Source organism: Arthrobacter sp. NA-172, assembly GCF_043952055.1.
In the GTDB taxonomy this organism is placed as follows: Bacteria; Actinomycetota; Actinomycetes; order Actinomycetales; family Micrococcaceae; genus Arthrobacter.
The window spans coordinates 505,062-523,675 of the sequence record NZ_JBINOT010000003.1 but is presented as its reverse complement, the minus strand read 5'-3'; the positions used below and the strand labels follow the sequence as shown (position 1 = coordinate 523,675).

General features: G+C 63.7%; 12 protein-coding genes, 1 tRNA gene and 3 pseudogenes. 7 read left to right on the top strand and 9 right to left on the bottom strand.

All coding sequences use genetic code 11. The features are described 5' to 3' along the window. Position 1: 1 nt before the first annotated feature. From ACF0H6_RS16415 to ACF0H6_RS16405, 3 genes and pseudogenes are all read right to left on the bottom strand, one after another. Positions 2–691 (bottom strand): urea amidolyase associated protein UAAP2, encoded by a 690-nt coding sequence (locus ACF0H6_RS16415; RefSeq protein ID WP_395250604.1) that lies wholly within the window; start codon positions 689–691, stop codon positions 2–4. Beyond that, entirely contained in the window at positions 688–1,575 is an 888-nt protein-coding gene (locus tag ACF0H6_RS16410) for an urea amidolyase associated protein UAAP1 (protein WP_395251337.1), read from the bottom strand. Before ACF0H6_RS16410 ends, ACF0H6_RS16415 begins: the two co-directional genes overlap by 4 nt. Positions 1,576–1,616: 41 nt before the next feature. Next, a pseudogene (locus tag ACF0H6_RS16405) lies at positions 1,617–3,132 on the bottom strand (amino acid permease). A 239-nt stretch (positions 3,133–3,371) separates the two neighbouring features. Here ACF0H6_RS16405 and ACF0H6_RS16400 point away from each other — a divergent pair. Next, positions 3,372–4,052 carry a TetR/AcrR family transcriptional regulator gene (locus ACF0H6_RS16400; RefSeq protein ID WP_395250603.1) on the top strand — a complete coding sequence of 227 codons (681 nt, stop codon included), beginning with the start codon at positions 3,372–3,374 and terminating at the stop codon, positions 4,050–4,052. 151 nt (positions 4,053–4,203) lie between these two features. Here the strand turns inward: ACF0H6_RS16400 and ACF0H6_RS16395 are convergent, their stop codons facing one another. Beyond that, the gene (locus ACF0H6_RS16395; protein ID WP_395250602.1) at positions 4,204–5,121 is read right to left on the bottom strand and encodes a LysR family transcriptional regulator; all 918 of its coding nucleotides are present in this window, start codon (positions 5,119–5,121) and stop codon (positions 4,204–4,206) included. Between the two features lie 126 nt (positions 5,122–5,247). Between ACF0H6_RS16395 and ACF0H6_RS16390 the strand changes: the two genes are divergently transcribed. Beyond that, positions 5,248–6,393 carry a PrpF domain-containing protein gene (locus tag ACF0H6_RS16390; protein ID WP_395250601.1) on the top strand — a complete coding sequence of 382 codons (1,146 nt, stop codon included), beginning with the start codon at positions 5,248–5,250 and terminating at the stop codon, positions 6,391–6,393. A gap of 61 nt (positions 6,394–6,454) precedes the next feature. Beyond that, complete coding sequence (gene dctA, locus ACF0H6_RS16385) at positions 6,455–7,765, top strand: C4-dicarboxylate transporter DctA (RefSeq protein ID WP_395250600.1); 1,311 nt, start codon at positions 6,455–6,457, stop codon at positions 7,763–7,765. Positions 7,766–8,308: 543 nt separating this feature from the next. Here the strand turns inward: dctA and ACF0H6_RS16380 are convergent. The 4 genes from ACF0H6_RS16380 to ACF0H6_RS16365 all read right to left on the bottom strand — a co-directional run bounded on the left by ACF0H6_RS16380 (position 8,309) and on the right by ACF0H6_RS16365 (position 11,865). Beyond that, positions 8,309–8,542: a fumarylacetoacetate hydrolase family protein gene (locus ACF0H6_RS16380; protein WP_395251336.1), complete on the bottom strand. Its 234-nt coding sequence runs from the start codon at positions 8,540–8,542 to the stop codon at positions 8,309–8,311. Positions 8,543–8,645: 103 nt separating this feature from the next. After that, complete coding sequence (locus ACF0H6_RS16375; RefSeq protein WP_395250599.1) at positions 8,646–10,103, bottom strand: purine-cytosine permease family protein; 1,458 nt, start codon at positions 10,101–10,103, stop codon at positions 8,646–8,648. Positions 10,104–10,661: 558 nt separating this feature from the next. Then, a tRNA-Thr gene (locus tag ACF0H6_RS16370) sits at positions 10,662–10,738 on the bottom strand. A gap of 248 nt (positions 10,739–10,986) precedes the next feature. Next, positions 10,987–11,865 (bottom strand): DsbA family protein, encoded by an 879-nt coding sequence (locus tag ACF0H6_RS16365; RefSeq protein WP_395250598.1) that lies wholly within the window; start codon positions 11,863–11,865, stop codon positions 10,987–10,989. A gap of 185 nt (positions 11,866–12,050) precedes the next feature. Here ACF0H6_RS16365 and ACF0H6_RS16360 point away from each other — a divergent pair, with 185 nt between their 5' ends. The 4 genes and pseudogenes from ACF0H6_RS16360 (at position 12,051) to ACF0H6_RS16345 (ending at position 17,114) form a co-directional block, all read left to right on the top strand. Next, on the top strand, positions 12,051–13,541 hold the full coding sequence (locus tag ACF0H6_RS16360; RefSeq protein ID WP_395250597.1) for a trehalose-6-phosphate synthase: 1,491 nt from the start codon (positions 12,051–12,053) through the stop codon (positions 13,539–13,541). Beyond that, positions 13,531–14,334, top strand: coding sequence for a trehalose-phosphatase (otsB, locus tag ACF0H6_RS16355; RefSeq protein ID WP_395250596.1), 804 nt, complete (start codon positions 13,531–13,533; stop codon positions 14,332–14,334). The genes ACF0H6_RS16360 and otsB overlap by 11 nt, the downstream gene beginning before the upstream one ends. A gap of 207 nt (positions 14,335–14,541) precedes the next feature. Continuing rightward, positions 14,542–15,625 (top strand): annotated as a pseudogene (locus ACF0H6_RS16350) (ABC transporter ATP-binding protein). 82 nt (positions 15,626–15,707) lie between these two features. Next, on the top strand, positions 15,708–17,114 hold the full coding sequence (locus ACF0H6_RS16345; RefSeq protein ID WP_395250595.1) for a DUF4032 domain-containing protein: 1,407 nt from the start codon (positions 15,708–15,710) through the stop codon (positions 17,112–17,114). 75 nt (positions 17,115–17,189) lie between these two features. Here ACF0H6_RS16345 and ACF0H6_RS16340 read toward each other — a convergent pair. Next, positions 17,190–18,549: pseudogene (locus tag ACF0H6_RS16340) on the bottom strand (FAD-binding oxidoreductase). Positions 18,550–18,614: the final 65 nt, after the last annotated feature.

Genomic DNA, 18,614 nt, shown 5'->3' with positions numbered 1-18,614 from the left:
GTCATGCCTCCGGGCTCGTGACGATCATGCGCACGGGCGTGGGGTTGAAGCCGTTGCAGGGGTTGTTGATCTGGGGGCAGTTGGAGACCAGGACCAGCACGTCCGTTTCCGCGCGGAGCGCGATGCGCTTGCCGGGAGCGGACAGCCCATCCACGATACCGAGGGCGCCATCGGGATCGACCGGTACGTTCATGAACCAGTTGATGTTCGAGACCAGGTCCGGCTTCCCCAGGCCCCATCTGGATCCTTCGATCAGGAAGTTCTCCACGCAGGCATGCTGTTCGTGCGTGTGGTGGCCGTAGCGTAGCGTGTTGGACTCTTGGGAGCAGGCTCCGCCGATAGTGTCGTGGACACCCACCTCGTCGGCCACCACGGTCATCAGGGCATCGCCGTCGTCCGAGCGGAGGACGGACCCCGTGGTGAGAATGATGGACCGCTGGGCGGCAATGGTGGCGGCGGCAGAGTAGCGGGTGGCGGCGTCGGAGGCCGAGTAGAGGAGGCAATCCACGGCTTGGTTTCCTTCGAGGTCCACGATGGTCAGCACATCCCCGGCTGAGACTACTGCCGACCAAGGCCCTCGGGCTTCGACATATTCGTCAAGGATGACCTGTCCGGAACCCAGCGCAACGGACTGGGCATCTGGCCGGCGCTGGGCATCTCGCTGGGGAACTGCGGCAGTGATGGCATTCATGCGGAGGTCCTCGCTTTGTGGTCGTGTTCGGTGTTCTGCAGCGCCAGGAGGTGCTCCGGCCCCGGATCGAGCCCAAGTTCTCCAGCGGCGAGGGCCCGGAGGTCCTGCGGGGCCTGCCAGGCGACGATGTCCACTGCACTGCCCGTGAAGGTAGGGCGGGGGTCGAGGGGATGGGCGGTGTTGGCGAGCACCAGCACCAAGTCCATGTGGAGCAAGAGTTCGACGGCGGCTCCCGCTCCGGCGCTGCCGCTGAACCGGATGCCGCCGTCGGAGTCCACACTGATGCCTTTGAAGAAGGACAGCGACGGCGGGAGCTCCCGCTGGCTGATCCCATGCTTGAGTGCGCCGAGACTCAGCAGTTCGCGGCCGGCCGGTGACGCGCTGTGGGCGCTGCCCGCGCCGTACTTGACCTCGTTGCCGGCCCTATGTGTGGTGCCGGTGAGGGCGTCGTGGCGCCCCGAGGAATCGGCGACGACCGTGGCCATTAGCCGTCCGGCGTCGGATAGCAGCGGGTGGCCGTGCCCGAGGTAAGCCTGCCACGGCACCTTGACGGTATCCGCGACATTGAGTCGCTCGTGGTGCGCCCCGCCGCGGAAGAGAACCGCATGGACGCAAGCGTCGCCGTCGGGGTCGGTCAGCCGGAGCCGTGTCCCTCTCGCAAGTTCCATGTGCGCGTAGCGGCCGAAGGCCAGCGATTCGGCCCACGTCACTGCTTCGCGTGCCCGGGCGTCCAACCCGGCCGTCAGGCGTTCCGGGGCCGTGGTGGCGGCCACGTGGATCATTGTCTCGGAGGTCCGGCCGTGCTGCGAGCGCGCATGGGCGCGGGCCCCTGCTGTTATCGCCGTCCCCACGGCAGTTTCACTGGGTTCGAGGGTCTGTGTCATGTCGGTCATTTCTCTCTGGCAGTTTCCGTTGGGTGGCGGCGTCATCCGGCCGGAGGGAGGTCAGCGGTCTTCCGCTTCCGCACCCAGATGCCCAGGACCAACACCGCTCCCACCATCAGGGGTGCAGAGAACAGCAGGAGTCCGTTGTCGCCGGTTGGGTCGTAGACCTCGGGCCGCGGCCAGGGCGAGGTTCACCACCATCAAGGCGCCATAGAGGACTGCGAGGATGTTGATCGGAAGCCCCCACCGTCCGAGCGAGAACAGCCCATCGGGCATCGTCTTGCCCGTGCGATGCCAGTCTCCGCGCAGCCGGTTGATCAGCAGCGGCACTGTGACCAGCAGGTAGGCGAGGTAGAGCATCACGATGCAGACGCTGCAGAGCGTGGTGAACAAGGCGGCGTTACCGATGTTGATGGCCAGGACGGCGATCGCGAGAAGGCCCACCATCACCGAAGGCCACAGCGGTGTGCCGCTCCGCGGGTTGACCGCGGACAGTGCCGCCGCGGCGGGGAGCTGGCGGTCGCGGGCCATGGAGAAGACCAGGCGCGAGCCGGCGGTCTGGATGGCGAGGGTGCAGACGAAGATGGCAATCGCGACATCGACCAACAGGATCTTGCCCCAGAAGGTCCCAAGGACTGCGGTCAGCACGTAGGGCAGGCCTTGACTGGCCAAGTTGCCGTCGTCGAGGCTCGGGGCAGCCATCAGGGCGCCGATGATCATCAGCCCGCCGCCGAGTCCGGAGATCAGCAGCGCGGAGATGATGGTGCGCGGCGTGGTGCGGCGCGGGTTCTTGGTCTCCTCGGACAGTTCACCGGCGGAATCGAACCCGACCATCACGTACGCGGCCATCAAGCCGGAGACGAGGAACGCGCCCACCGGTCCGAGATCCGAACCACTGACGAGCTGCGTGTTCTGGACAACGTCGGGGCCGCGTTGCGCCACGGAAACGAGCGCCAGGATCACGGCGGCGACCCCGACCAGTTCGCAGGTGACGCCGATCGAATTGATGTGAGACATGAGCTTCACACCGACGGCGTTGATCGCTGTAGTGGCGACCAGCAGCACAGCGCCGAGAATAACGGCATTGCTCGCCCCGGTGACGGTAGTCAACGCGGGGTCACCACCGACCAGCTGGAATCCGTCCCAAAGCTGGGGCAGGACCACCTGCAGGGCGATGGCCGCAGCGGCGGCAGTTATCACTTGGGCGATGGACATGAACCAGCCGGCAAACCAACCAACGGTTTCGCCGCCAACCCGCCGCGACCACTGATAAACGGCACCGGAAATCGGGTACCGCGAAGCCAGTTCGGCGAAGTTCAGCGCTACAAGCAGTTGGCCGACCAGAACGATCGGCCAGGTCCAAAAGAACGCCGGCCCGGCAAAGGAGTAGCCGAAACCGAACAACTGGAAGATGGTGGTCAGGATGGAGACGAACGAAAAACCTGCGGCGAAGGAAGCATAGCGGCCAAGTTTGCGATGCAACGTCGGCTGATAGCCAAGCGACGTCAGGTCTGCATCGTCGGCGTGGGCGGGAGCCGTCGAAAGGGTGGAAGTCATCGGTTTCTCCGAGTCTGGAACGGGGGATGGTGACCTCGCAAGCGGTAGTCTCTGACAGTCGCCCGCAATACCGGTCAATTGATAGTTTTCCAGCCGGATGTCGCGTTACCGTTTCGCCGATGTAAAAGGTGGATGACCGCGCGTTTCCGGCATGTGAACTTAAAATCACCTGAGACTGGACCGGGCCGACGATCGCGGAATCGGGCACGAAGGCGACTCTGGCGATGTAAGAATGTGGGGTGACCTCAGCCGGACCGGGCAGACCCCGCAAACAGCAACCCGTGCGCCCTGGCGCAACAGCCCGGGACGAGATCCTCGATGCCGCCTCCGAACTCTTCACAAGCCAAGGATTCGCCAACACCTCCACCAGGGCGATCGCAGACGCCGTCGGGATCCGCCAGTCATCGCTGTACCACCACTTCGGCACCAAGGACGACATTCTGGCGGAACTCCTCGACGGCACCGTGGCGGGAGGCCTGGCGTTCGCGAGCGCTGTACATGGCGGCCCGCCGCCGTCCGATCCCCGGACCGCTGCAGCCCGCTTGCACGCGGTGGCACTCTACGACGGAACCCAGTTGTGCAACGCCCGCTGGAACCTTGGCGTCCTCTACCACCTGCCGGAAGCCCGCGCCCCCAGATTCCGACGCTTCATGGATGACCGGCGGCAACTCCGGCAGTTATACCGGGAGCTGGGCCAAACCGTGGAGGAATTCGCCCCGGCTGGCCCGCAAGGCGCATCATCGTGTGGGGATCTCCTTTTTCGCCTGGTCGAATCCCTGATCAACCTCCGTGCCGATGGCCTCGTGGGCGCCGATTCAGCCCTGGAGACGGCGGACGCGGGCCTTGTCCTTGCCGGGATGGCCGCGGAACTGGATGAAGTACGGGCCATGAGCGCAGGACTGATCCGCAAGTTCGGGTAGGGGTGCTACTGGGCCACTCCCCGTCCCGGGCGCGTAACCTTGTCGCTCACGGCGCCATCAAGGCGGAGCGCGTCGGAAACCACTGGGTCGTCGATGAATCCGACGCGGCCAGGGTACCAGCCGTGCGCCGTCCAAACGGAAGGCGCGCCAGCTAATCGTTGTGCAGACTTTGCGTCCGCTTCGCGGTCGACTGAAAAACGGCCGTAGCTTGCTTGGCCGCCGGGCTGAGTCTCCGGTTGGCGAGGTGGGCTAGAAGGATTCTGCGCTGAGGGGCGCCAGCGAGCGGAACGGCGATGACGTCGGGACGGAGCGCGCTCAGGGCCAGTTGCGGGGCTAAGGCGATGCCGATGCCAGCCGCGACCATGCCCTGTGTCTCTTGGTAGTCGTTGGCGGCAAAGGCGATTCGGGGCTCGAACCCGGCATCGCGGCACACCCGGCGGAGCACGTCGGCGACGGGATGTTCATCGCGGACGATCCACTCCTGGTCCTTCAAGGTGTCGATCCGTACTGAGCCGCGCTTCGCGAGGGGGTGGTCGCGCTGTACGAGGAGCATCGTGGGGTCGTTCGTGAGCCTAACCAGGGTCAGATCATCGTCGTCAATCCGTTGCCAGGGATAGTCCCACAGGAGGGTGAGTTCAATGTCCCGCCGGCGCAACCGTTCCAGCAGGCCGTCCCGGCGGAGGCTGATGACCGTCACGGCGACATCCGGATAGCGGGCGCGGAACGCGAGCACCACATCCGGCATGAGGGAAGCACCCACGGTCGGGAACGCCCCCATCCGCAGCTGGCCCCGCCGCAGCCCAGCGAACTCTTCCATCTCGGCCCGGGCGGCTTCAATCGTTCTGTCGATGTCGTCGGCGTATCCCAGGAGGGCATGACCGGCTTCTGTGAGCTCCACACCCCTTGGGTGTCGCTCGACCAGCGCGACACCCACTTCGTGTTCGAGCTTCGCTATTTGCTGCGATACGGCCGAAGTCGTAAAAGAGAGGGCTGTCGCCGCAGATGTCAGTGAGCCGGAACGGCCCACCTGGCGGAGCAGATGAAGCCTGTGCAGGTCGAGGTCGGGCATGGAATGAGTTTAGCAAAACTATAGGGCTATTGATTTTCTTGTGATTGTGCTGAAGTGTCCCGTCGCGGATCGTAGAAGGACGATGCGCTGTGAAGCGCGAAACTACGACACCTAAGGGAGACGATAATGGGACTCCTCCGAGGCCACTGGTACCGGGGTGGCACAAGTAAGTGCTGGCTCTTCTCAGCCGACGACATGGCGGCTCACGCGGGAAGCCGAGAGGAGATCCGCACACTGCTGGCAGATGCCTTCGGGGCAGCAGATGCCCGGCAGCTTGACGGCGTTGGCGGCGGGACCTCCACGACGTCGAAAGCCGCTGTCATCTGGCCCACACCTGGCGGGGAGGCCGATCTTGACTATCTCTTCGCTCAGGTCGGGATTGGAGATCCATCCGTGGAACTGGGCTCCAATTGCGGTAACTGCGCCACTGCCATCGCCTTGTACGCGGTCCAGTCCGGCATCGTTCCCCCGGCCGAGGGCATCACGCGGGTCAGGATGCGTAACCTGAACACCGGGGCAGTGCTCAGCGGAACGATCACCACCCCGGGGGGCAGCATCCCGACGTCGGGCCTTGCCCGGGTCTCGGGCAGCTCCGCGCCTGGCGTTCCCGTCAGACTGTCCTTCCACGCCCCGTGGGGCGGTAGCACCGGGGCGGTGCTACCAACGGGGAGCGTCACGAACGAGATTGCGGCCGCGGGGGCCATGCTCACGGCAACACTGGTCGACGCCGGGGCACCTGCAGCGCTCATTCCGGCCGATGAGGCAGGGATCGACCTGTCGTCGATGGCCGGCAACCTCTCCGGACACTTGCCAACACTGGTTGAGGCCCGCGCGTCGGCTGGTCTGATGATGGGGCTGAGGAAGCCGGAGGATCCGCCGCAGAACGCCGTGCCGAAGGTTGGTGTCATCGCTTCGCCTGGGAACTACATCGCGGCCGATGGCAGGCCGATCGCGGCGGACAGCCACGACCTGCGTGTGCGGATGCTGTCGATGCTCACGCCCCATCCGGCCATCGGACTCACCTCAGCAGTCGCTCTCACTCTCGCAGCCGCACTGCCGGGATCGGTCGTGGCCAAGGCGCTGGCCCCCGCCCACGCCCCGGGGCCGGGAGTTCCACGATTGCTGCGCATCGGCACACCTGCCGGCGTCATCACCACAGAAGTGATGACGGACGAGAACGGGCAGGTCACCGAGGTTGCCCTGCACCGGGCCGCCAGACACCTTGCCACCGCCGACATCGCCGTCGCTCAAACGGCCGAATTGCCGGCCTAGCCCACACAGCCCAGTCCCTGTCATCATTCTTGATGGGGCCGTTCATCCAGGAAGTTGTTCAATGAAGATCAAACCCATCCTCGGACACCTCTACGTCCAGGTACTCATCGGCGTCGCCCTAGGCATCCTTGTCGGAGCACTATGGCCCGATCTTGGCTCATCCCTCAAACCCGTTGGGGACGGCTTCGTCAAACTCGTAAAATTCATGATCGCGCCCATCGTGTTCTGCACCATCGTCGGTGGCATCACCTCGCTGACCGACACGAAAAAGGTCGGCCCCACCCTGGCCCGCTCCCTCGGCCTCTTCTACGTGCTCACCGCCCTGGCACTGGCCCTCGGCCTCGGCTCGGTCCTGCTGTTCCAACCCGGCGCCGGAATGCACATCGACCCGACCCACCTGGACCCCTCGGTCGCCTCCACTTACACGAAGCAGCTGCCCAGCAGCAACCCCGTGGACTTCATTCTCAGCATCATCCCCGCAACCTTCGTCGGAGCTTTTTCCAACGGTGACGTCCTGCCCGTGCTCGTCATTGCCCTGCTGTGCGGTTTCGGTTTCAGCAAGCTGGGCGCACCCGGCGTCCTGGCCCTGAACGTCGTGAACAGCTTCAACAAGCTGCTGTTCGTCATGTTCGGCTACATCATGAAGGTCGCTCCGCTCGGAGCTTTCGGCGCCATGGCCTTCACTGTGGGCAAGTACGGAGCCCACTCCATCGGCAACCTCGGCATGCTGATTCTCGCGTTCTACGCCGCGTGCATCGTCTTCGTAGTCGTCGGGCTGGGCATCCTCTCAAAGCTCACAGGCTTTAGCCTGTGGCGGATCCTGCGCTACTTCAAGGACGAAATACTCATCGTCCTCGCAACATCCTCAAGCGAACCTGTCCTTCCCCGACTGCTCACCAAGCTCGAGCGCATCGGCTGCGACCGCGGCGTCGTCGGACTCGTCGTCCCCACCGGTTACTCCTTCAATCTCACCGGGACGGCCGTCTACCTCACACTCGCCTCCATGTTCATCGCCCAGGCCTGCGACATCCAACTCAGCTGGGGCCAGATCCTCCTCATGCTCGGCATGATGCTCCTGACCTCCAAGGGCGCGGCCGGCGTGACCGGCAGCGGCTTCGTGGCCCTCGTCGCAACCCTGACGGTCCTACCCACACTGCCTGTCGCCGGTGTAGCCCTCATCGTAGGTATCGACCGCTTCATGAGCGAAGCCCGCGCCCTCACCAGCACGCTCTGCAACATCGTCTCCTGCGTCGCCGTCGCCAAATGGCAAGGCGCCCTGGACATCGAGAAACTCCGCTCCGAACTTCAAGCAGGATATGTGCCCACCGAGGCAGAGCCCGTGCAATTGACCGAGCCCGCCCTGGCCCACTGACCTCCAGACACGGTCTCGACTGTCCCCTCGTTCGGGGCGCCCGCGCCGAACACCGCAGGGACTTGGCCCGATCCGCGGCGGCACCGCCCGCACAAGCCCCATCGGGCCCCACCAGCTGCCGTCAATACCGGCAGGCATGAGCCCTCCACCCATTTCAATCGCAACAGAAAACCCGACCGACGGGCGCGGCGGAGGGACACAAACAGAAGGAGGCAGGCTGGCCCGATGGCCACCTGCCTCCTTCACCATTCCGCCACGACTGCTGCCATGTTCACCAGCATTCTTACGGCGAGGCTCGAAACTAATTTTCGGACATATGATCCGGTATCGGCGTTCGCTCCGCGATCTCATTTGCTGTCAGGCCTTGTCCCTGCCATCCTTTGGCGTGATTTTCCGATTGGCCGTCAACGTGAGATTTATGACAGTGATATCACGCAAGCGGAATTTCCCGTTTGAATTACGTCCTGGATTGTTGGCGGAATTTCTTCCATCCCGAGCCGCTCTGACATGGCTCGAGCTCTCCCGGCAAGACGGGGAAGGGACCTAACGACGTGGCTGCGTCCTTCGCCTTCGCGGGCCCGGGGCCGACACGCATCTCCTATTCCTGGAGGTCGCGCGAGCTCCGTCGCAGAGAATCGTGTACTCAGCGATGTATCTTTCGGCACCGGACACCATAAATGTCGTTCCGCTGCGTCCGATCACGGCGGCGACCTCGAGTTCGAATTCGAACTGACGGGTTACCGGTGCAGTCATTTTCGTGGCATCGCCACATACCACTTCGCGGCATCGCCGCCACAAAATCACGATGGCACACGTCGAGCGACGTGTGCCATCGTGTGCTGACGATGCCTTGCATCGCCTTTTCAGATGCGCTGTGGTGCTACGGCATCACGTTCTCATGCGCTGCGATGTCGAGCTCTGCCTCCTCAGCTTCTGCAACCGCGGTCTCGGCCGCGACGTTTGTCCTACGCGCGAGAAGCCAGTAGAGCACGGCGGCTACGGGCAGCCCGATAAACAGGGAGATGTCTGCACCGCTCATCGCCTGGGCCGAGGGACCGATGAAAAGCTTTCCCGCGGAGAAGAAGGGAATCATCACCGCGAAGCCGACGAGGTAGGAGATGATGCCGGGCCAGCCCCAGCGTCCGTAGATGCCGTCGGGCTTGAAGATCTCGGCGATGGCGTAGTGGCCCTTCCTGACGACGAAATAGTCCATGAGGTTCACTGCGGTCCAAGGGATGAAGAAGTACAGCACCAGCAGCAGGAAGTCGTTGAAGTTGGCCAGGAAGTCGTCGGAGGCGACGTTGGCGAGTACCACGGAGATGACGGCAGTGATCGCTATGGTGACGATCCGCAGCTTGAGGGTCGGCTTGATCTTCCGGAGGCTGTCGATTGAGGAGATGAGGGTCAGCGAGCCGCCGTACATGTTCAGCGCCGTGACGGAGACAAGGCCGAGGGCAGCGATGAAGAGAGCGATGGAGCCGAAGCCGCCAAAGAGCTTGTCCGCCGTCGCCCGGATCGACCCTATGGTGTCGAAGTCCTTGCCCGCGGAAGAAGCGATGAACGCCCCGAGGAACATCACCCAGATTCCGCCGAGCGCGCTGCCCCAGAAGGTGTAGCTGAAGGTTCGGCGCGCGGCGCTCGGGGGCAGGTACCGCGAATAGTCAGAAACGTAGATCGCCCAGGAAATCTGGTATCCCGCGGCAACACCCAGCTGGGCGAGGAAAGGCACAGGCTGGAAGTCGCCGAGGTTTAGCGCATTTGCAGGGAGGTCGAGTTTGGTGAGCGCCGCTATGGTCAGCAACGCTAGCATCGCGATCGTGAGATAGGTCAGGTAGCGCTCGAAGCGGTGGATCAGGTCGTATCCGAAAAGGGCGACAACGACGGCGACGACCGTCACGACCCAGAACCAAAGGTTGTCCGAGCCTACGTGAACGGAGCCTGCGATGGCCTGCCCGGCGAGCACCGTGTTGAAGATGTTGAAGCCGGCGTACTGGAGGTAGGCGAAAAGCCAGACCAAAAGGGCGCCGATGTATCCGAACTGCGGGCGCGACTGGATCATTTGAGGCAGGCCCAGTTGAGGCCCCTGCGAGGAATGGGCCGCCATGAAGAGCGTCCCGACGAGCACACCGACGGCAATCGCGATCAGGGACCAGACCAAGTTGCCGCCAGTGGTGACGCCGATCAGTCCCACTGCCAGTGTGGCAATCTGCGCGTTGCTCATGAACCACAGTGGCCCGATACTGGACACTTTTCCGTGGCGCTCGCCCAATGGGACGTAGTCGATAGAGCGGACTTCAAGTCCGCCGCTTTGGGCTTGGCCCGTTGTTGAGGTGGTCAAAATCCATCTTTCCTTGAACTCGAGTCGGCCCCTCTGGGAACCGACCGCCGCCGACGATGGCGGCCGCGCATATTGTGATCTGCACAACAGCCGAATAGAGACTAGGGGCAACACGATCACCTGAGTATGTGCACTTGCACGTTCGAGGTACGCGGTATCTAGGCAGGAGCACCATTTGTAGCCGCTGTGTGCAACTTCTGTTTATCTCTGATAAACACGGGCTAACGCCGTGAATTTAAATAGGCTGAGTGTTTTCGTACGAGTGACCGGCAGGAATCACGTACCGGGCACCCCGGTGCCACGACGCACCCCTGACTGCTGACCCCGCGTTTTGCGGGCTTTCGGGCTGCAACCTGAAGCTTAGGCCACGGACGCGCCGGGCGGGTTCCCTGGTCTCGGTCGGCGCTGAGTCGTGACTGCCCGGCTTCGCGGTCGGCAGTGCCTTCAAGGCTGGCGGCAAGCACTTTGGCCCGGGTCCAATCGGATACGCCTAGGTGACTTTCAAAACGGTCCGCAAGTCCAGCGCGACACTTATTGCGCGGAAGATGGGCCCACAAATGGAGCCCCCTGTCGGATTCGAACCGACGACCCCCGCTTTACAAGAGCGGTGCTCTGGCCAACTGAGCTAAGGAGGCGCACCCCGGCGGACCGGAGCGGGTTGCCCCGGCGGACCGGAGCGGGTTGCCCCGGCAAGCCGGAGCGGGTTACCCCGGCGGACCGGAGTTGGTGCGCAAGAGCGCTAGATAAGGGTAGCCCAGGACCTCCCGCCCACGGAAATTCCGCGGACTCCCGCCGAGCCGGCGCCCGCCGCTGTGCGGCAGCGGGCGCGGACCGGCAGGTTGCAGGACCAGGCCTCAGGCCTCAGGCCTCAGGCCTGCAAGAGCTACTTCTTCGCTGCGACAGCCGCATTCAGCACTGTCATGAAGTCCGCCTTGTTGTCCCACTGCTGACCGTCGATGAAGACCGTCGGCGTGCCGGAGATCCCGATATTCTTCGCCTCTTGGGTGACTACCTTGACGAACGGGCGGTACGTCTTGTTGTCGATGCAAGAGTCAATGTTGGCCGATCCCGCCTGGGTGGCCAGCTTCTTGAGGTCGTTGTCCGAAATACCTGCGCTGCCCTCGGCAGGCTGCTGTGCGTACAGCAGGTCAACGAGTGCCGAGTACTTGTCCGGCGACGTGTTGGCCACGCACGCCGCGGCGTTGGCGGCGCGAGAGGAGTAGTTGGTGCTGGAGCTGGCGTCAAGGAAGCCGAACGGACGGTACTCCAAGGTGATCTTGCCGTCGTTGCGCAACTGAGTCAGTTGCTGGCTGTACGTGGTCTCGAAGTTCTTGCAGATAGGGCAGATGAAGTCGATGTAGGCCACCACCTTGACCGGTTTTCCGGCTTCAGCTTCGGCGCCGGGAGCGGTCACGGTGGCGGGCTTGGTCGCCGGAGCTGCCGGCAGGTCCGCCAGGTTTACCGTGCCGGCGGCCACCTTCGTCACATCGGTGCCCTTCAGCAGCGTCACGCCGCCGTGCACGTTCACGTTGGCCGGCGTCGGGCCTTGGTCCGCAATCGGAGCGTTGTTCGCAATGTTCTGAGTAACCACGAGGGCAATGACCGCGAGGATCGCGACGACGGCAACCACGATGCCCCAGCCAACCAGCAACTTGTTGCGCTTGTCCTTCTTCACCTGAGCCTCACGGATCTGGCGGGCCTTTTCGCGGGCCTGGGCGGTGCGCTCTGCCTTGGACAGGCGTGGTTCGTTTGCGGGGCTCATCAGTTCCTCGGGTTAATCGACGGCGTTGGTCTAGTTGTTCTAGCTATGGCAACGGGGCCAGTTTACGGGAGAAGACTGACAGCCAAGCTGAGGTCATTGACTCCAGTCTGAGGAACGAGCAGGTGTCCCGGATGATTCCCGCCGGTAGGGTAGGAGTTGGGCCAAAAGCAATTCCAGGGGCATCAATGCAAGAAACGTCAAGCGAAAAACTCGATTCCACACCCAAGACCACGCCGGCGTCAAAGTCAGCGAAATACGATTTCATGGTGGTCTCGAACCGCCTTCCCGTGGACCGCTGCACCAGCGAGGACGGGGATAACAACGACGACGGGTGGCGCCGTTCGCCCGGCGGTTTGGTGACAGCCCTCGCGCCGATGATGACCAAGACCGATGGCGCGTGGGTTGGTTGGCACGGCGCCCCGGACGAGGCGTTGGAGCCTTTCAACCACGGCGGCATGGACTTGGTTCCCGTGGACCTCAGCACCGACGATGTTGAGCTGTATTACGAAGGCTTCTCCAACGCCACGCTGTGGCCGCTCTACCACGACGTCATCGCCCCGCCGGAATTCCACCGCACTTGGTGGGACAGTTACCGTCAGGTCAATCAGAGGTTCGCCGACGCCGTCGTCGAACACGCTGCCGAAGGCGCCACCGTGTGGGTGCAGGACTACCAGCTCCAGCTGGTGCCGAGCATGCTCCGTCAGGCACGCCCGGACCTGCGCATCGGTTTCTTCAACCACATCCCGTTCCCGCCGCCGGAGATCTTCGCCCAATTGCCGTGGCGCCAGGCCATTATCGAAGGCCTGCTCGGCGCTGACCTGGTGGGTTTCCAACGCCCAAGTGACGCGGCAAACTTCATGCGCTCGGCACGCCGCTTCATTGGCGCAAGCGTCAAACAGCAACAGATCCACGTCAAGGGACCGGGTGGCCGGATCACGCATATTGCCCGTGCACAGGCCTTCCCGATCTCCATCGCCGTAGACCAAATCAGCGAACTCGCGGAGCGCCCGGACATCATCGAACGTGCCCGGCAGATCCGCCTGGACCTCGGCAACCCCAAAACCATCCTCCTGGGCGTGGACCGCCTCGACTACACCAAGGGCATCCCCCACCGCTTGAAGGCCTTTGAGGAACTCCTCAAGGAAGGACGGCTCACTGTGGAGGACGCCACACTCATCCAGGTGGCGAGCCCCAGCCGCGAGCGCGTACGGCAATACAGGCTCCTGCGCGAGGATATTGAAGGCACCGTGGGCCACATCAACGGCAGCTACGACACGATGCAGAACACGGCCGTCCGCTACCTCCACCACAGCTACCCGGTCGAGGAGATGGTGGCCCTGTATCTCGCGGCCGACGTCATGCTGGTGACGGCGTTGCGCGACGGCATGAACCTTGTGGCCAAGGAATATGTCACAGCCCGGACCAACAACACGGGCGCCTTGGTCCTTAGTGAGTTCACCGGCGCGGCCGATCAACTCAAGCAAGCACTCCTCATGAATCCGCACGACATCGACGGACTCAAGAACACCATCATGAGGGCCGTCCACCTGCCTCCGAACGAATCCCGTCGCCGGATGAAGTCCATGCGCAAGCAAATCCTCGACCACAACGTCGATCACTGGTCCGCCGAGTTCCTCGCGGCCCTGGCCGAAACCGTGGTGCGCGATGACTCCTGAAACTCCCCCGCTGAGCTTGTCCCCGGAACTGCTCGACGCCGTCCGCCGGATCGCGGGAACAGACCAGCTTTTGGTGGCGATGGACTTTGACGGCACCATCTCGCCCCTGGTGGATCGTGCCGACGACGCCCGGCCACTTGAACGGTCAGCCACCGCTTTCGCTGAACTCGCCAAACTTCCACGGACGACGACGGCGCTCATCTCCGGGCGGGCACTGGCAAGTCTGCGGGCGGTCGCCTCTCCCCCGGAGGCAACGCTTCTGATCGGCAGCCATGGCGCTGAGGCATGGCTGGGCGCAGGCTCGGCGGAGCTCCAGCTCGACGACACCCAACGTGAGCTCCTCGCCGAAGTCCGCGAGGTCTTGGCTGGAATCTCGCAGGAAGCTCCGGGGACCGTGCTCGAGGACAAGCCTGCCGGCGTCGTACTCCATACGCGCCTTGCAGCCGACGACGTGGCGGAGGACGCCGTCGCCGCCGCGCGGGCGGTTCTTGAGGGCCGCCCCGGAGTCTTCCTCAAGGACGGCAAGCGCGTGCTTGAGACATCGGTGGTGCACTCTTCCAAAGGCGAGGCCGTCGAGTTCCTGCGCCAGGCCACGGGAGCCACGGGGATCATCTTCGCCGGCGACGACGTTACCGATGAAGACGCGATTGCCAGGTTGGGTGCGGGCGACCTCGGAGTGAAGGTCGGGCTGGGGTTCACCCAGGCTGAATTCCGGGTCGAAGCGCCCGTCCATGTGGCGGAACTCTTGGAAACGGTCCTGCGGGAGCGGCGCCGCGAACTCGCAGGAGACTGAACTCACATGTGACCTTCGTAACATTTTCGCGAATAGCGGAGAGTGCTGCCATACTCTGGGGTGTGATGTGACGCACAACTACCGTGCGGCGTCACACGAACTCCCCTGCCTGGGCTTCAGCTCAGGGCGGGGAGTCCAACTGAATAAACATGAACCATTCACAACGGATCGTCCGGCACGTACCTGCCGGTGAAGGGATTGATAACTGTGGCAACAGTTACTTTTGATAACGCTACGCGTCTGTACCCGGGCACAGAAAAGCCCGCCGTCGATAAGCTCAACATCGACATCGCCGATGGCGAATTCCTGGTCCTCGTTGGACCCTCCGGTTGCGGTAAGTCCACCTCCCTGCGCATGCTCGCAGGTCTTGAGGATGTGAACTCGGGCCGCATTCTGATCGGCGACCGCGATGTCACGGACGTTCCGCCGAAGGACCGCGACATCGCCATGGTCTTCCAGAACTACGCGCTGTACCCGCACATGACCGTTGCGGACAACATGGGCTTCGCACTCAAGATCGCCGGAGTCTCCAAGGAAGAGCGCGCCGAGCGCGTCCGCGAAGCCGCGAAGCTTCTTGACCTCGAGCCGTACCTGAACCGCAAGCCGAAGGCACTCTCCGGTGGCCAGCGTCAGCGTGTTGCCATGGGCCGTGCAATTGTCCGTAACCCGCAGGTCTTCCTCATGGATGAGCCGCTTTCCAACCTGGACGCCAAGCTCCGTGTCCAGACCCGCACCCAGATCGCGTCCCTGACCCGCCGCCTCGGCGTCACCACGGTCTACGTGACCCACGACCAGGCCGCAGGCCATGACCATGGGCGACCGCGTGGCTGTGCTGAAGGACGGTCTGCTGATGCAGGTCGACACCCCGCGCAACCTCTACGACAAGCCGAAGAACGTCTTCGTGGCCGGCTTCATCGGCTCCCCCGCTATGAACCTGCTGGAACTTCCGGTCGTCGACGGCGGTGTGCAGTTCGGTGGAACGGTCTACCCGGTACCGCACGACGTCCTCGAAGAGGCACACGGCAAGACCGTCACGCTCGGTTCCCGTCCGGAAGACCTCGAGACCGTTGGTGCAGGCGAAGGCCTCCTGGTCGAGGTCGACGTCGTCGAAGAGCTCGGTGCCGACGCTTACGTTTACGGCCACACCACGCTTGACGGCAAGAGCCACGACATCGTGGCCCGCGTCGATGGCCGCCGTCCCCCGATGAAGGGCGAGACTATCTCAGTACGCCCGCAGTCCGGTCACGTGCACCTGTTCGACACCAAGACGGGCCTGCGCCTGGGCGACTAACCCGCAATAACGACGGCGGCCCTTCCGAGTGGACGGGCCGCCGTCGTCGTTAACAGCAGCCCCCATACGGAAGAATTGACCCATGAGCGAGCAAAGCGGTGCCCAGTGGCATGACGAACCTACCGACTACGCGCAGGTCGGCAAACTCCCGCGCACTGAGGCCGCCAGCGCCAATGACACCGCCCCGCCGGCGAGCGTGATCGGATCCCTCAACATCACGGCCGCCGCAGCGGATCCCGAGCTCCTCGACTTGCCCTGGCACGTTGCCCTCGAGGACTGGCCTGCCGCGAACCTGGCCGCACTGCCGCGCGGCATTTCCCGTCACATCGTGCGGTTCGCCCATCTGGCCGGTTCCGTCATCGCCATCAAGGAAACGTCGGAGCACATCGCCCGGCATGAATACCACATGCTCCGTAAGCTGGCCCGGCTGGACGTTCCCTGCGTCGAGCCGGTTGCCGTCATTACCGGCCGCTCCACCATTGACGGCAAGCCGCTGAACCCCGTGTTGGTCACCCGGCACCTCAAGTTCTCTATGCCCTACCGCGCGCTTTTTTCGCAGATGCTGCGCCGCGACACCCTGACCAGGCTCATCGACGCCCAAGCCCTGCTGCTGGTGCGCCTGCACCTGATCGGCTTCTACTGGGGCGATGTTTCGCTCTCCAACACCCTGTTCCGTCGCGACGCCGGCGCGTTCGCCGCCTACCTCGTCGATGCCGAAACCGGCGAGCTTTATCCTGACCTTTCCGTGGGCCAGCGCGAGTACGATCTCGAGATCGCCCGTGTCAACATCGCCGGGGAACTCATGGACTTGCTCGAAGGCGGCCTGATCGAGGAGGTGGACCCGGTGGCGACGTCGGAGCTCATCATGGACTCGTACCGCCGGCTTTGGGCTGAACTCACCGAAAAGGAATCGTTCGAACTCGGTGAGCGCTGGCGAGTGGGCGCGCGCATCCGCCGCCTCAACGAACTCGGCTTCGACGTCGAGGAATACGCCATCAAAACCACCGCGGATGGCTCCACCATCCAGCTCCAGCCGAAAGTGGTGGACGCAGGCCACTACCAACGCCGTTTGCTCCGCCTCACCGGTTTGGATGCCCAACAGAACCAAGCCCGCCGCCTGCTCAACGACATGGATTCGTTCCGGGCGGACAACAACCCGGACCTTGACGAGGAAATCAGCGCGCACGTTTGGGTCAGCCAGATCTTCGAGCCGATTGTCCGGTCCATCCCGCGCGACCTCGCCGGCAAGCTTGAGCCAGCAGAAGTGGTCCACGAAGTCCTCGAACACCGCTGGTACATGAGCCAGAAGCAGGACCGGCACATCCCCTTGGCTGAGGCCGTCCAGTCGTATCTGGACACCGTGCTGCGCCACCGGCGCGACGAGGCAGCGATCATGCTCAATCCGGACACTGCGTTGCTCAAGATCCTGGAAGTCGAAAACGAAGAGTCCCGGTACGACGACGACGAATACCCGGATTCGGACGACTAGCGAGTTTGTGTACAGATGATGCCCCTTAAGAGCCGCCTTAAGGGGCCCGACCTGTACACAAACTCCGGGGTTTAGCTATATAGCCTTACCGGGGTTGAAGATCCCAGCTGGATCAAATAGCACCTTGATGCGTTGCTGCAACTCGCGGAGAGGTTCGGGCTGCTCAAGGCCTAGCCAGCGCAGCTTGTACTGCCCCACCCCGTGCTCGCCGGTGATGGTTCCACCCATCTCCAGTGCGGTATCTATGGAGTCGTCAAGGGCCTTGTTGAGGCTGGCCATCGCGTCCTCGTCGACGTTCATGTCCACGCGGTCCACCCAGAAGGTGGGATGCAGGTTGCCGTCGCCCGCATGGGCCACGACCTTGAGCCGGACATTGTGGGTGGCGGCCATCGCCTCGAGCGCGGCCACGTAGTCCACCAACCGTGACCTCGGAACGGCGACGTCCTCGCCTACCCGGTATTCGTTGTCCGCTTCGTCCCCTCGGCTTGAGCGCCGCATCTCGATGAGGCGCTCGGCTTCCGCATCCGACTCGGTCGTGACCGTGCCGCCGCCGGCCGCCAGGACGTCCCGCACCAGCGCGGCTTCCGCGGCCGCCCCGAATCCGTCGGTCTGAATCAACAGCAAGGCCTGCCCGCGTTCACGGAGGTCCGAGCCGTACAGCTCGTCGAGCTGCGCGAGCGTTCCGGCGTCGAGCATCTCCATGATGGCGGGCTGGATACGCGCCCTTCCAACCGCCATGGACGCCCGCGGCGGCACCACGGAAGTCCGGGTAGAAGGCGGCAACAGTCTGGACATCGCGGGGCAGGTAACGCAGGCGCACCGTCACGCCCACAACGATCCCCAGAGTGCCCTCGGAGCCTACAAACAGGGCCGTGAGATCGTAACCGGCCACCCCTTTGAAGGTCTGGTGCCCGGTGTGGATGAGAGACCCGTCGGCCAGGACGACGTCGAGCGCCAGCACCGAGTCGCGGGTCACGCCGTACTTGGCGCACCGAAGGCCGCCGGCGTTCGTGGCCACATTGCCGCCGATCGTGGACACCTTGTAGCTTGCGGGGTCCGGCGCATACATCAGCCCGTGTTCTGCCGCCGCAGCGTTCAGATCAGCGTTCACCACACCAGGCTCGACGACGGCGGTCTCGTCGTCCGGGTTGAGCTGCAGAATGCGATTCATCCGTTCCAGGCTGAGCACGATGCACCCCTCGCTGGCATGGGCACCACCAGAAACACCGGTTCCGGCGCCGCGCGCAACAATCGGAACCCCGTGCTGGGCGCAGCTACGCACCACGTGCTGGACATCTTCCCTGGATTCGGCAAACACCACGGCCACAGGCAACTGAAAGTCCAAGACAGGGCCTTGGTCCACAGAGTAGATTCTGCGGGTGGGTTCGTCGACGGCGATTTGCCCGGGAGTGAGCGCGGCGGCAAGCCCCTCCACGAATCGGCCGGCTTCGCTTGCGCCGTCGTTGGCTTTTCCTGCTGTGTAGTCCACCGAGAGCGGCG

Excerpts from the sequence above, each read along its gene's own strand:
- ACF0H6_RS16415 (WP_395250604.1), bottom strand. The coding sequence starts at position 691 with ATGAATGCCATCACTGCCGCAGTTCCCCAGCGAGATGCCCAGCGCCGG.
- ACF0H6_RS16410 (WP_395251337.1), bottom strand. The coding sequence starts at position 1,575 with ATGACACAGACCCTCGAACCCAGTGAAACTGCCGTGGGGACGGCGATA.
- ACF0H6_RS16395 (WP_395250602.1), bottom strand. The coding sequence starts at position 5,121 with ATGCCCGACCTCGACCTGCACAGGCTTCATCTGCTCCGCCAGGTGGGC.
- ACF0H6_RS16390 (WP_395250601.1), top strand. The coding sequence starts at position 5,248 with ATGGGACTCCTCCGAGGCCACTGGTACCGGGGTGGCACAAGTAAGTGC.
- dctA (WP_395250600.1), top strand. The coding sequence starts at position 6,455 with ATGAAGATCAAACCCATCCTCGGACACCTCTACGTCCAGGTACTCATC.
- ACF0H6_RS16365 (WP_395250598.1), bottom strand. The coding sequence starts at position 11,865 with ATGAGCCCCGCAAACGAACCACGCCTGTCCAAGGCAGAGCGCACCGCC.
- ACF0H6_RS16360 (WP_395250597.1), top strand. The coding sequence starts at position 12,051 with ATGCAAGAAACGTCAAGCGAAAAACTCGATTCCACACCCAAGACCACG.
- otsB (WP_395250596.1), top strand. The coding sequence starts at position 13,531 with ATGACTCCTGAAACTCCCCCGCTGAGCTTGTCCCCGGAACTGCTCGAC.
- ACF0H6_RS16345 (WP_395250595.1), top strand. The coding sequence starts at position 15,708 with ATGAGCGAGCAAAGCGGTGCCCAGTGGCATGACGAACCTACCGACTAC.